General features: G+C 60.4%; 7 protein-coding genes. 4 read left to right on the top strand and 3 right to left on the bottom strand.

Annotation, left to right across the window (positions count from 1 at the left end; genetic code table 11):
* Window positions 1-86: 86 nt before the first annotated feature.
* Window positions 87-7,517, bottom strand: a complete 7,431-nt coding sequence (locus GIB19_RS13095) for a Tc toxin subunit A-related protein (protein WP_274886355.1) — start codon at window positions 7,515-7,517, stop codon at window positions 87-89.
* A gap of 350 nt (window positions 7,518-7,867) precedes the next feature.
* On the opposite strand from GIB19_RS13095, the gene GIB19_RS13090 reads away from it, so the two are divergent.
* The 3 genes from GIB19_RS13090 to GIB19_RS13080 are packed head-to-tail and all read left to right on the top strand — an operon-like array spanning window position 7,868 to window position 11,684.
* Window positions 7,868-9,259, top strand: a complete 1,392-nt coding sequence (locus GIB19_RS13090; protein ID WP_027593701.1) for an NAD(P)/FAD-dependent oxidoreductase — start codon at window positions 7,868-7,870, stop codon at window positions 9,257-9,259.
* 11 nt (window positions 9,260-9,270) lie between these two features.
* Complete coding sequence (locus GIB19_RS13085) at window positions 9,271-10,239, top strand: NAD(P)-dependent oxidoreductase (protein ID WP_274886353.1); 969 nt, start codon at window positions 9,271-9,273, stop codon at window positions 10,237-10,239.
* On the top strand, window positions 10,236-11,684 hold the full coding sequence (locus GIB19_RS13080) for an aldehyde dehydrogenase family protein (RefSeq protein WP_274886351.1): 1,449 nt from the start codon (window positions 10,236-10,238) through the stop codon (window positions 11,682-11,684). Before GIB19_RS13085 ends, GIB19_RS13080 begins: the two co-directional genes overlap by 4 nt.
* Before the next feature lie 156 nt (window positions 11,685-11,840).
* Here the strand turns inward: GIB19_RS13080 and GIB19_RS13075 are convergent, their stop codons facing one another.
* Window positions 11,841-11,999 carry a DUF2986 domain-containing protein gene (locus tag GIB19_RS13075; RefSeq protein ID WP_081717545.1) on the bottom strand — a complete coding sequence of 53 codons (159 nt, stop codon included), beginning with the start codon at window positions 11,997-11,999 and terminating at the stop codon, window positions 11,841-11,843.
* A gap of 61 nt (window positions 12,000-12,060) precedes the next feature.
* Window positions 12,061-12,876, bottom strand: coding sequence for a helix-turn-helix transcriptional regulator (locus GIB19_RS13070; protein WP_274886347.1), 816 nt, complete (start codon window positions 12,874-12,876; stop codon window positions 12,061-12,063).
* A 114-nt stretch (window positions 12,877-12,990) separates the two neighbouring features.
* Here GIB19_RS13070 and GIB19_RS13065 point away from each other — a divergent pair, with 114 nt between their 5' ends.
* Window positions 12,991-13,899, top strand: a complete 909-nt coding sequence (locus GIB19_RS13065; RefSeq protein WP_274886346.1) for a DMT family transporter — start codon at window positions 12,991-12,993, stop codon at window positions 13,897-13,899.
* Window positions 13,900-13,911 lie beyond the last annotated feature (12 nt).

Below are 13,911 nucleotides of genomic sequence, written 5' to 3'. Positions count from 1 at the left end.
CTTGACGACCCCCGCGCCTTGGCGCAAGGGTCAGGAATAGGAAGTCGGCCTCAGCGGGAGGGCACCGGGGTACCCTCCCCTGCTCCTTAGCGGACGGTGAACTGCACGTGCAAAATGATGTCGTTGAGACGTTCCAGCAGTGCCCGCTGATCGCCCTGGGCCTGGTCGAAGTTCAACGTCATCTGGGTCTGGTCTTCGCGATCATCCGCCTTGGCGATGTGCAGCCCTTCGAACGGCAGCAACTGGTTACCTGGGCGGAATGCCGGGTAACCATTGAGCTGGCTGAACTGGCCGTTGTCCTGCATGGCATGGGAGATGTTCATCTGCTCACAGCCCGCAGGCAGGCCTTGGGCATTGGTCAGCAGCCGTGCATGCACATCCTGGTAGGGGCCCAGCAAGGCCGGCAGAGAGACCGCAATACTGCGGATACGTCGCGAAGCTGCAGTTTCGAAGCCTGCTGCCAGGTTCAACGCTTTCAGGCCGAACTGGATCGACAGCATGCCGTTCGCAGCCAGTGCAAAGCTGCTGTTTTCAAGCGTGTCATCGACCTCAACTGTTTTACCGTCAAGCAGCGCCTTGACCGCCTCACCCAGGGTGACGGCTTGGTCTTGCGAGCTGAGCTTGCCGTCGAAGAGCCTGGCCAGTGACACCGTGCGCGTGACCTCTAGTTCGCGCTTCTGCCATTTGACCCAGGCCGTTTCCATCTGCCCCAGTGCCAGCATCAGCCCCTCACCACACAGCAAACCCGACCAGGCGCTGTTCCAGGTGCCGGTGCGCAGGTACATATCCGTGTCGCCTTTTTCCCACTGCAGGGCCTTTTGTGCCATCAGGCAGCGCGACACAGTGAGGTCGTAATAGGTGTAGAAAATGCTCGCCAAGCGTGCGCGCAGCCAGCTGTACATGGCCTTGCCAGTGTACTTGCCTTGGAACAAGGCAAGCTGGGCCTGTGAATGGGCAGCTTGGGTGTTCAAGTGGGCAATGTGCATCTGGGCGGAGGCTTCACGTACTGCCAGGGCATCGAGTTGCGCTTGTACGGTCGCCATCTGTTTTTCTGCCGACTCATACTGGAACTTCCAGTCAGCACGACGACGCGCGAAGGCCTCCTCTTGGCTAAGGCGCGACGCCTTGATGCCATACACTTTCGAGCGCGCGCCAAAGCCGTAGGCAACGGCCTTCAAGGCGTCTTCCGGTTTACCGCCACCGTTGGAGAAACCAAAGATCTTGGGGAAGGCGGCAATGATCGCAGCCCCGGCCATGAGGGCAGATTCAGCCGCACCTGCCTGTTCAGACTCGGTTCGCAACTTCAGCGCAAGGTGCTCGCGATCAGAGATGTTCCTTTGGTAGAGGTTCAAGTAGTGATTCCGACTGGCCGTGGCCGCCACCAGCGAGCTTTGCAAGGTCACGCGGTCGGCTGCCAGCTCCTTGAGGGTGTGCTTGAACAGCGCCACATTGCTCTCGGCAAGCTCCGCACCCTGGCTGGCCAGCATGCCTGCCAACGCCTCGGCATCCTGGCGCTCGAGAATCCATTGCAGCTCGCTGCCAAAATGAATCAGCTGGGCGGCCATGCTACGGGCACCGTCGAGCAACACGGTGAAGCGCAGCGCCGGCACGTCGTTGACTTCCGTCAGGCCACGTTCGCCACTGGCCTCTGCTGCCACTGCCGCGGCCAGCAACGCCTTGGGATCGGCCGGTGTGGCGTAGAGCGGCAAGCTTAGCGGCTGGCCATCGAGGGTCAGGTTGTGGCGCAGGTTGTACTGTCGAATGCGCAGCGCCTCCCAGTAACCGAGCATAGTCCGGTTAACCTCTGGCAGAAACGGGCTTTCGCCGGGCGCTGCGGCCTGCCCCAGCACGGGTTCGTTCCAGCCCGTTGCCGGCGGTGCCCAGGGGGCGTCGCCCAGCAGGCTCACCGCGCGCTGATACCAGACGCTGGCTTCGCTGAGGGTGTCGCGCTGCAGCCTGCGGTAGGCGGCATCGCCGCGGCCGATGCAAATGTCCAGCAGGCGCATGAAGACGTTGTACTTGTAGTGCATCGGGTCGTTCTGCGCCACGGCATCCGGGTCGAGCGACTTCAGGGGGTCGTCGTTCCAGCTGGTGTCTTCTTCCAGCGGCCGTACATTCCACATCCGCTGTGTGCCTACGCCGGATACTGAGTAGCCAGCCGGGTTGAACACGTACTTCAGCCACTGTTCGGCAAGGTCAAAGCGTTCTTCCTGAAGAAAGCGCTGCATGACCAACATGGGGGTGTAGTAGAACAACTCCCAGAAATACAGGGCATTGGCGCCGGTGAAGTCCATGCTTTCAGTGTCGTTCCTGCCAAATACCTGCACACTGTCCACATTGTCCTTGAGCAGCACTTGGCCGGTAGATGCCGCATCAGAGTCACGCTGAATTGCCAGGGTCTCGCTTGAGATCATGATGCTAAGGCCTGATATGGCCTTGTTGTGTTTAGCGCTGTATTTCGTCTCCAGGTGGTAGGACTGTTGCCCGACATACCGCTGATCCGACTCGAACATCATGCTGGCGAGCACCTTGGCGTTGCTGAGCTGGCCCCTCCAAAGCAAGGTGCGCTCCTCTTTGTCGGTAGCAAGCCAGACCTCGGCCCAGCGCTCTGGGCCGTGATACGTTTCCTTGTACACCGGAAGTGTCAGACGCACGACGACGCCCAGTTTCGGCTCGGGCATGAGCTGGGTGTCGTAGTTCAGGATTGAGTCGATCCCTGAGACCGCCTTTACCGTCAGCTCCCGGGCGAACAGGGTGTTGAGGCGGGTTACCTGCCCTCTGTGCGCCAGATACTGAGCGCCTTGATCAGTGGCACCGATGATGGCGGTCTTAAGCACATCGGCATCTTTGTAAACCTTGAGGGTGTAGTTGCGGGTGTTGCCGTTGCCGAACATGTACTCGACCCGGTGCAGGGCTTCGCTCGCCCCCTCCCACTCGCTGATATCGCCCATGGGTGCGGTGGTGTTCAACCGTATCTGTGCCGGCCCTTGTGCCAGATCGTACTCCTGGCTGGCCTGTGCGGTTTTAAAGCGCTTGCCATCGACGCTGTAGACGCGGCATAACACTTCATTAGCGGGAACTCTGCCAAGCAGGTTCAGGTAATCCCGAGGGTAGAGGGTGTCGTCAAAATGGCGCTGTGTGTAGCCCAAAACCCCAGGTACATCATTTGGTGGAGGAGGATTTGAGCCTATGCCCTCACTAAAGTAGAGACTCGCGTGCCTTAAGTCACCCTGTTGCGGAAAATTGACTTGTGCGACCACTGCGTTCCCGGCAACGGTCTCAACCCTCCTCAACACAGTCCAATTAGAAGTGCCCAGTACGTTAGCGACCCATACAATAGAGCCACTGTTGTGCCCGAAGTAGGAGCTCATTTGTGACTCACTGATGACCAGATACCCATAACTGACTGAGTTTACTCGACGCACCAGCAATGCACCCTCCTCACTGCGTATCAGGCCGCGTACTTGTCCTGTTACTAAGGCCAATGCAGGGTATTGCTCAAGGAGGACCTCAACCCATTTATTTTCAATGGGTGGCCGCTTTTGCGCTACCGATAACTGGCTGCGAAAATACAGGCTGTAGCTGTTCCCAGCCTCCCCTGCATCACCGACAACCTTGGCTTCATCGAGCCTTGCCTCAAATTGCGTAAAACCGCTGGGCGTACCATTCCCGGCAGTGACCGGCATGTGATTTTCCGCAGTTGGCAGCTCCTGCCATTCGAAAACCGCGCACATGCCGGTATCAAGGGTGGTATCCAGCCAGTGCTGCACCGGCCCCAGCAACAGTTCGACCCTGTCCAGCGTGCGGCTGCTGAAGTTCTCGGAAATCTCCAAGCCGGCAACAATAGAAGCTTCGCTAACTTTCTCTGCAGCCCGATCATAGATGGCTGCCAGCAGCCCATCACGTTGCGGCCAGGCGGCAAGAAACAACGAGAGGTCTTCCAGAACCGCTTCACCGCCAATATTGACCGCCAGCGGGTACTCGATAGGCACGCTCCACTTGCCGTCATAACGCAGCCAGGCCAGCTTGAACGTCCAGTTCCACTCGCGCAGTTTCGGCTGCCCGTTGTCATCGCGGGTAATAATCTGCTCCTGGCGCTCTACCCAGCCCAGGTGCAGACGCCCGCGGAATACCACAGGCCGAATCAGGCGCCCTTGCACCTGCGGGGCCAGTTCGATTTTCGTCCAGGCGGTCCAGGCATTGGCTGGCAGCACGCCTTCTGTGGCACGCTTGGCTTCGTCTACCGTGCGCCACCAGTACTGGTGAGGCTGGCTGCGGCTACGCCCGATAAACCAGGATTTGCCCGTGTCGTCTTCGCGGCTGTCGTGATAGCCACTGATGGTCTCCAGGTTGGCCACTTCCTCGAACGCACTCAGGTAGCCCTGGAAGGCATCGCCCACGGTATCGTCATTGATCTGCGCCTGCCCCAGCGTTTGCAGCATGTCGTCCATTGCCGGGGTTTGCCCCAGGCGTACCGTCGGGTCGATGTAGTTTTCTGGGTAGTACATCAGCATTTGCCCTGCAGCCCAGTTGGCATAGCTGGCGTTCCAACGCGTCCAGTCCTTGAAAAACTGGCGACCCAGCACAGCATGGCACACGTTGGCCGGGTCTTCTGGGGTCGACAGGGTGCAGTGGATGAACTGCTGCAGGGCCGACATCGCTTCGGCGATACGGCTGCTTATCACCTGTTCGGCGTTCAGCACGTCGATCAACAAGTGCTTGTTCAGCGCTTCGACAGTGAAGTGCTCTTTCGCGCCCAGCACGCCGGTCAGCGCCAGGCTAAGCGGCCGCTCCGTGGCAGCATGGGCCGCCGTGACCTGCGACGGTTTCAGGCCTGCCTGAAAAGCGTCTGCCATCTGCCGCCATGCGGCCCAGTCGTCGTCCTGGGCCAGCAATTTTGCCAGCGTGTCCGGCATCACGGCATAGGCCTCGGCCAGTTTCGCCCATTGCATCAGCAGTTCGATTTCCTGCCAGCTGTGGACCTTTGTCGGCTCTGTCAGCTCGTCTTGGTCATGTGCATGCACAGCCGCCTGCGCCAATGTCGCTTGAGCAACACCGGTAGTCATGGAAAGCTGGGGCAACGATACGCCTGCACCTTCACCAAGTTCCGCCAGCAGTGCGCCGCCTGCGCCTGATTGGTCCGCTAGCTTACTCAGCCAGTCACTGAAGTTGCCGAGCGCCATGACGGTCTGGACATCCCGCAGCAAGCCAGCGCTGCCACTGTGCCCGGCGTTGGCTGCCAGCAACTGCGGCTTTTCCACCAGCAGGAGCAGCGCATCGCCTGTGACGCCGCATCCATGTGCGATGAGTGCCGTTTGCGCGAGGGTGTAGGCAAAGTCGACCAAGGCACGTTCATGCGGGGCCGATGGGTCGGCCTTGCGCAGGCGTTCGCAGGCCTGCTGCAGCGTGAGCCCACTCGGCTCGGCAAGGTTTACCCAGTTCAACAAGGCTTGCGCCAACGCATCACCACTGAGGTTGAACGTGGAGGCGGTCAAGGGCGACAGCACGCCTAGCAGATCCTGCACGGTCGGTGCTTCGGGGAGTTGCGCGGCGCTCAAGGCGGCCCGCATGTCGTTGAGCAGATTGCCGACTTCCGTACTGGCTGGGATGGCCTCGACAGCGCGGGTCATCAGTTGCAGATCGTGAACGGTCCAGCCACGGGCAGCCATCCAGTCGGTGGTACTGCGCACCTCCTGCAACAACAGCTGCCATCCGCTGTTGTCCAGCGAATGCATCGGATGCGGCGCGCCCATCATCTGCAGCAGTTGGCGCAGCTCAGTAAGCGTCAGACCGTGATGCCGAGCCCACAGGCTCAAGGTGTACAGCGCGGACAAATGGGACATGATGACATTCATGCCGACGTCGGCATCCGCAAGGCCACTGATAAGCCGGCCCAGCTCGAGCAGCCCTTCGTCATCGGTTTGGTAGGCACGCTTGAGGGTTGCCTTGATGTCGGCATGCTCGCTGGCATGGTCCGGGTGCAGGCGCAGCCGCGTATTGTCTCTGATCAAACCGCCTGCAACCAGTGGCGGGTCATTGAACAGGCGGTCGAACTGGCTTTTTTCAGTGCCGTCGGACGCTTCGGAGATAAACCCCCTGGCCATGAGCAGCGCGTCCTGGTGATCGATGCCGTAACGCTTTACTGAATGGGCGGTGCGGAAAACAATGGCCAGCGTCTGGTCAGTGATCTGGCTTGGCTCGACGCTATTAATGATGTCTTGCAGTGCCCGTGGGGACAGCTGGGTCACTTTGTACAGGCGAACGATCTTGTTCAACTGAAGCAGGTATGCAGCGGTCGACAACCGCGTGCAGGTAACATTTAACGCGCTTTCACGGCTCTCATGGTCAGCGCTAGTGGACCGCGTCCATTTAGCGGTGAGCGCGGCCTCGGCCGGCACGTCGGCCCATTCGAAACTGTGGCGATACTCTACATCGGGCAAGAACAAGTCGTACCCATAATCTGAAGCTCTCAGTTCAAGCGCAAAAGGGCCGCTGAGTTCAAATTTAACAACGCGATTGATCTGGAACTTGAACGACAACTGCCAGGTGCCGTCATGCAATGGATACAGTCGAACATAACGCATGTTGGGAGGCGTATCACTCAACGTCAACTGGATAATTTCGTCATCGGCACGTGCCGTTAGCGTGCGCCCAATGTATTCAGCTTTATCCATTTCCCCCATGAAGCCTTGCAGCTCAGCGTCTGTCAGGCCAAACCAACTGCGCAAGCGCGCGGGCTGCATCATGGAGGTTGGCGTCATGCCAGGGAAGTACTTGATAAACTGCGCTTCAGCATTCTCCTCGTTGATGTCGTCCGTCAATAAACAGCGCAAGGCGGGCGAGATATCATAGTGAAGGCACGCCAGTGCAGCGTCATTCAGATGTTTGGCGAAACGGGAGGCCGCCAGCAAGTGCGACAAATCCGCATCGTTCTGGACAAACACCTGACGCAGGCGGTTGTAATGATGATGGTACGGCGTAGTGCTAGTACCGACATCAGCCGACAGGGCTTCAAGGAGCTGGTCATTATTCAACGCTGGGCTGCCCGGCGGGGTAAGCGCCGCAATCGCCCGGCTCAGCAATATCTCATTGGACAGGCTGAGGGCACTGATCGGCGTGTCCAGATTGTTCTGGCTGAGTACCAATTGCCGCAGGTCGGGGCGGCGTTCGTCGATATGCCAGGGGTTTTTCGCGGGGTATAACTCCTTCGCCTGTTTATACAGCTCTGCCAGATAAGCCGCCGGCGAAAACATCGAGGCCACATCCCCAGGGGCACAGTATCGTCCTGGGCGCTCGATCGGCCGATCGTTAACGTTCTGGAGACGCTTCGGCACAAGCGGAGAATGACGGATGATGATACTTTTCTCATCGAGCAGGGTTTGGTTGCGTGCCCGGCGTACGTGTTCGTGCAACTGGCGAGCTTCGTCAATATCAACCATATCGCCCAATTGCTCACGCAGTTCTTCAGCAGATAGATCGCCCATAGACGCCAGCGAATCGACCTTCAACTTGCTCATGAGAGACTTACTCTGTTCAGAAAAATCTTGAATCATTAGATAACCTTGCCGCAATAAACCACTAGACAAGCCCACCCCTAGGGTGAGCCACTTTTTAACTTGGCGAGCCAATTCAAACGCGGCAACACTAATGGATCACTCCTAAAAAAAGACCTCTCAGAACTGCTAGCTAGTAACTGTCACCCTCGAAAACATGCCGTCAGTTTCATTCCCTCATGTTGTAAGGGTTTTCAGAACGCACCCTCCAGGCACGCGCCCACGTCCTATCAATTGTCATGACTGTAATATCGCGCCCCGGCCGCACTGAGCATCATGTGTACACAAGACAAACATGCTCAGAGGCACCCCTCATGTACCGTGGATTCTGGTATGCCCAGGCGCTGGACCTGGACAGCGACCTCGCCCCTGCCCTGCAGGACTCGATTCAAGCCGACGTGTGCATTGTCGGCGGTGGCTTCCTTGGCCTGTGGTCGGCCATCCGCCTGAAACAGGCCCACCCGGAAAAAACCATCGTCATCGTCGAACGCGACCGTTGTGGCTCGGGTGCCAGTGGGCGCAACGGTGGCGTGGCCACCAACTGGTGGGGCAAGTACCTGTCGGTGCGGACCATTTGCGGCGACGTCGAGGCGCGGCGCATCTGCGAGGCTGCAGAGTCGGCCATCGACGAGATCGGCAGTTTCTGCCAGGAACACGGCATCGACGCGCAGTACCGCAAGGATGGCTGGTTGTGGACGGCCACCAACCAACGCCAGATGAACTCCTGGCGGGTGCTGACCGATGGCCTGCAAAAGCTAGACGTCAACCCGTTCCAAGAGCTTGACCGCCAGACCATTCGCGGGCGCGTCGGCTCACCGCTGGTACTGGGTGGCATCTATGACCCCAACGCCGCCACCGTGCAGCCCGCCATGCTCGCGCGGGGCCTGCGCCGGGTGGCGCTGAAGCTTGGTGTGCAGATCTTCGAGAAATCGCCATTCACCCACCTGCAACGTGGCGCCAACCCGGTGGTGCACACCGCCAAGGGCCATGTGAAGGCCAAGCACGTGGTGCTGGCACTCAACGCTTGGGGCGCGCAGTTCCCGGAGTTGCGCCGGATGATCGCGATCATGTCCAGCGACATGGTGGCGACAGCACCCGTCAAGGCCAAGCTCGATGCCATCGGTTTCAGCCGCGGCGAATGCATGACCGACTCGCGCACCGTGCTCAACTACTGGCGCAACACCCCTGATGGCCGCGTAGTCTTCGGCAAGCCGCTGGGCCAGTTCGCTTATGCCGGACGCATCGGCAACCTCTACGAGAAGCCTTCCCCTGCTGCCGACAAGGTGGCTGCCGAGCTGCGCCGGCTGTACCCGCAACTTGCCGATGTACCGGTGGTCAGCAGCTGGACCGGCCCCATCGACCGGGCCATGAAGGGCTTGCCGAACTTCGGCTACCTCGATCACCACCAGAACATCAGTTACGGCATCGGCTTCTCTGGCAATGGCGTGGCCACCACCGTGTTTGCCAGCCGCATCATCAAGTCGCTGGTCGAGCATGCCAATGACGAATGGGCCAACTGCGGCCTGGTCAACCAGAAGATGAAAATGCTGCCGCCAGAGCCGTTCCGCTTCTTTGGCGCGCACATGGTGCGTGACGCCCTGGTCCGCAAGGAATCCCTCGAAGACCATGATCAGGACGCCGGTTTCCTCACCCGTCGCCTGGTGGCCATGGCCCCGGCCGGCTACGTGCCGGCCCAGAAAAAATAAGGAAACGGACCGTGAGCGAACATATCGTACTGCTCGACGACGAGGGCCTGGCGCCCTCCACCCGCCTCAAGCGCCCGGCCTGCGAGCACACCTGGCAGCAGTTTGCCTACACCCACCCCGAGCAGGTGCTCGAACACCTCAAGGACGCAACCATCGCCTTTACCTGCAGCGTGCCGCTGCGTGAGGAACACCTGCGCCAGTTGCCGAAACTGAAGATGATTTCGCTGGCCCTCACCGGCCGCGATATCGTCGATGTCGATTACTGCGATGCCCATGGCATCGAAGTGGCCAGTGTGCCGGGCTATGCCGCCAATACCGTGGCCGAGCACAGCCTGGCGATGATCCTCGAACTGTTTCGCCGCCCGGCCGCGTTCACGCGTTTGATGCGCCAGGTGCATGCCGGCGAGAAGCCACAGCAGAACATCTACTTCAACCACCGCATCCGTGACGTGCGCGACAAGCAATTGGCAATCATCGGCAGCGGCCCGATCGCCCTGCGCCTGGCGCACCTGGCGCGGGCCTTCGGCATGCAGGTGCTGTTCGAAGACCGTGGCGGCAAGCGCCAGGGGCCGGACTGCCGACCGCTGGCCGAACTGCTGCGCAGTTGCGACGTGCTGTCGATCAACTGCCCGCTGACGCCCGACACCTACAACCTCATCGATGCCGAACAACTGGCCCTGATGAAGCCCGACGCCCTGGTGGTCAATACCGGCCGTGGCGGCGTGGTCAACGAAGCTGCGCTGATCCAGGCGCTACGGGACGGCCGCCTGGGCGGTGTGGCGCTGGATGTGGTCGAGCACGAGCCGCTGCAACCGAGCAACCCGCTGTTCCAGCTGATCGAGCGCGATGATTTCTTGCTCAACCCGCACATCGCCTGGAGCAGTGAAGATGCCATGCAGCAATTGATGGACAGCGCCGTGGACAACATCAGCGACTTCGTCGCCCGCCAAGCCAACGTAAAAAGGAGCCGAACCGCATGACCCTGGTCACCAAGAGCAGCTATGTCGATGGCGCCTTCGTCGCCCCAGGCGGCAGCGATGTGCTGGAAAACCGCAACCCGTCCAACCCGAGCGACGTGGTCGAGCGCTTCGCCCGCGCCGATCAGGCGCTGACCGAACAGGCGCTGCTTGCTGCCCGCCGCGCCGCTCCCGCTTGGGCGCGCAGCAACCCGCAGCAACGCGCCGATGCACTGGACTTTATCGGCAGCGAAATCCTCGCACGCCGAGAAGAACTGGCCACGCTGCTGGCCCGCGAAGAAGGCAAGGTGGTGCGTGAGGCACTGGGCGAAGTCGACCGTGCCGGCCGCTCGTTCAAGTTCTACGCCCAGGAAGCCCTGCGCGCCGAAGGCGAAAAATACCCGTCGGTACGCCAGGACGTAGGCATCGACGTGTTCACTCAGCCGTTGGGCGTGGTCGCCATCATCGCGCCGTGGAACTTCCCGATCGCCATCCCGGCCTGGAAGATTGCCCCAGCCCTGTGTTTCGGCAACTGTGTAGTGTTCAAGCCGGCCGAATTGGTGCCCTCCTCGGCCTGGGCGCTGGCCGAAATCATCTCGCGGGCCGGTTTGCCCGCCGGTGTGTTCAACCTGCTGATCGGGCCGGGCCGCAGCGTGGGTGACACCCTGATCCGCTCGCCGCTGGTGGATGGCATCAGCTTCACCGGCTCCGAGCACACCGGCCGGCAGATCGCCAGGCTGGCGGCCGATGGCATGAAGAAAGTGCAACTGGAGATGGGGGGCAAAAACCCATTGATCGTGCTGGACGATGCGAACCTGGAGCAGGCCGTGGAGGTGGCATTGAACGGCTCGTTCTACAGCACCGGCCAACGCTGCACGGCAAGCTCCCGGGTGATCGTCACCGCCGGTATTCATGACGCCTTCGTGGCGCGCCTGGCCGAGCGTACCCGGGCGCTGAAGGTGGGCGATGCATTGCAGCCCACCACCGACATAGGCCCCGTGGTCGATAGCCGGCAGTTGGAGCAGAACCTGTCGTACGTGGCCTCAGGCCTTGAGCAAGGCGCGAAGCTGGTGTGTGGCGGGGAGCGCATCGACAACGAGGCTGGGGCATACCTGTTCACGCCCGCACTGTTCACCGACGTGACGCCGAAGATGCGCATCTACCGCGAAGAAATCTTCGGCCCGGTACTGAGTGTGCTGAAGGTGCGTGACTACGACGAGGCGTTTGCGGCTGCCGAGGACACCGTGTTTGGTTTGGCGGCCGGGATCGTCACCACGTCGCTGCGCCATGCCGAGCATTTCAAGCGCAACAGTTCGGCGGGCATGGTCATGGTCAACCTGCCCACGGCAGGCGTGGATTACCACGTACCATTTGGTGGCAATGGTGCATCGAGCCTGGGCTCACGAGAGCAAGGCACTCACGCACGGCAGTTCTTCACCCGGGTAAAAACCACGTACCAGTTGGCCTGACCTTACGCACTGTGTAGAAGCAGCCTTGTGCTGCGAAGAGGCCGGTGACAGCAGCGAAGATTTACTGTGCTGTCACCGGCCTCTTCGCAGCACAAGGCTGCTCCTATAGGGAAATGCATAACGGCCGATGGTCTGGCCGGGCCCCATTCTGTTTTATCAGCTCGGCGATTCGACAACCGTGGTTTCGGCAGCCTCTGCCAGCTTCAACCGGTCAGCTTTGCTGATGTACTTGGGCTTGCTTTTCGGCGCCAGCTTGGCACTGGCTTTCTTGGCATGCGCCTGCATCAACTGTTTGATCTTCTTACGACGGTTCATGGTTCCACTGGGCCTGTAGGTCTGGTTACGCTGTAGGCATCATACCTGTACGCCTGAGAAATCAAACCCGCGAATATCCGCTACGAAAACTGCCCGGCGTCAGCCCCACCACCTTTTTGAATGCCCGGTTCAAATGGCTCTGGTCGAAGAACCCGCACGCGATGGCGGCATCGGCGATGCTCAGGCCTGCACGCAACAGGCGCTGGGCGTGGGCGACCCGCACCTGGATCTGGTAGCTGTGGGGCGAGATGCCCACGCTCTTCTTGAATACCCGGATCAAGTACAACGGCTCAAGGCCTACCAGGCTGGCCAGGTGCTCCAGCGAGACGTGCTGGTGGTATTCGTCTTCGAGCTTGTGCCGCACCTGCTGCACTGCCCGCTTTTCGATGGCCTCGGTGGCTGCATCGCACACGCCGCTGGGCGCGAACAGCAAGGGCAGCAACTCCAGTAACAGGCTTTCTCGCTCCAGGCTACAGTGCGACGCCTCGAGCGCTTGATGGTGATGCAAAAACGTGCTGGCCAGTGCCGGGCGCTTGGCGAACGCAGCCCGGAACAGGTGGATGAAGTCGCTGGCCTGCTTCGGCATCAAGGTGCCATTGAGCCAGTGCGGGTCCACATACAGCATGCGGTACATCCAGCCCTGCTCATGGGCGGGCACGCCATCGTGGATCTCCCCGGGGCTGATGGTAACTACACTCCCCGGCCCGCCCAGGTCATGGCGACCGCGGTAGTACATGCGCTCCATGCCGGCGCTGATAACGCCCACGGCATAGCGATCATGCGAGTGGCGGCCGAACGCCTGGTGGCTGTATCGCGCGGTCAGCAGTTCACACCCCCCTTCAGGTATGCGCCGGAACGCAGCGAAGTCCTTGTTCACCCTGTCCCCCACTCCCAAGCTCAACCACCGCGTGTGCAGTTTTTTACAATACGTTCCGACGGTAGCTGGCTACGTTATCACGCCTTAAACAGGCACAGATCAACGGGTACCCTCATGTCGACCAACAACAACCGCGCAATCCTCGAACTGACGTTCGGCGGGTTGATGCTCAGCCTTTCCGCCTTGACTGTCGCATTCGCCCAGATAGGCGCCGGCGGCGCGGGCTTCTACCGGATGCTGTTTGCCTCCATCCTGTTCTTCCTGCTGCTCAAGGCGCGCCGTACGCCGGTCATGCTCAAGGGCTTCAAGGCGCAGCTGTACACCGGGCTTGCCGGCGTGTTTCTGGCCATCGACCTGGCACTCTGGCACCAGAGCATCTACATCGTCGGCCCTGGCATCGGTTCGATCCTGACCAATTGCCAGGTGTTTTTCATGACCTTCCTGGGTTTTTACCTGCTCAAGGAACGGCCCTCGGCCAACTTCCTCGTCTCGATCACCTTGGCCTTTATCGGGCTGTACCTGTTGCTGATGCCAGAAATGAGCAGTGCGCTGGGCATGAAGGGCGTCATCTATGGGGTACTGTCGGGGCTGGCCTATGCCGTCTGTGTGTACTTCCTCAAGGTCAACACCCAGTTGCCCGACGGCGGTGGCGACAAGATCGCGCAGATGCTCAACCTGAGCCTGTGGGCTGCGCTGGTCTTGCTTGGCTACGCCATGGCCAACGGTGAGAGCCTGGTGATCAACGATGGGCAGACCTGGCTGATGCTGGTGATCTATGGCGTGCTGGTGCAGTTCGTCGGCTGGCTGTTGGTCAACCGTTCGATTGGCGCGATCAGCCTGGGCTTGGCGGGCTTGATCCTGCTGCTGGAGCCGGTGATCACCTACTTCATCGACATCGCCTTCCTCGGCAAGGCCAACTCGACGCTCCAGGTGTGCGGTGCGTTACTGACCATTGTGGCGGTGTACATCGGCTCGATCCGCCCCCCGAAAAAAGCCAACGCGACCCTGCCCGAGGCCACCTGAAACGCCCCGGGC

The sequence above is a fragment of the Pseudomonas sp. ITEM 17296 genome, from assembly GCF_028895205.1.
GTDB classification, from domain to species: Bacteria; Pseudomonadota; Gammaproteobacteria; order Pseudomonadales; family Pseudomonadaceae; genus Aquipseudomonas; species Aquipseudomonas kermanshahensis.
Note: the sequence above shows the minus strand (reverse complement) of the source record. Positions and strands in the feature narration are given on the sequence as shown.

Coding starts and splice junctions, on each gene's coding strand:
- GIB19_RS13095 (WP_274886355.1), bottom strand. CDS start 7,517: ATGAGCAAGTTGAAGGTCGATTCGCTGGCGTCTATGGGCGATCTATCT.
- GIB19_RS13090 (WP_027593701.1), top strand. CDS start 7,868: ATGTACCGTGGATTCTGGTATGCCCAGGCGCTGGACCTGGACAGCGAC.
- GIB19_RS13080 (WP_274886351.1), top strand. CDS start 10,236: ATGACCCTGGTCACCAAGAGCAGCTATGTCGATGGCGCCTTCGTCGCC.
- GIB19_RS13075 (WP_081717545.1), bottom strand. CDS start 11,999: ATGAACCGTCGTAAGAAGATCAAACAGTTGATGCAGGCGCATGCCAAG.
- GIB19_RS13065 (WP_274886346.1), top strand. CDS start 12,991: ATGTCGACCAACAACAACCGCGCAATCCTCGAACTGACGTTCGGCGGG.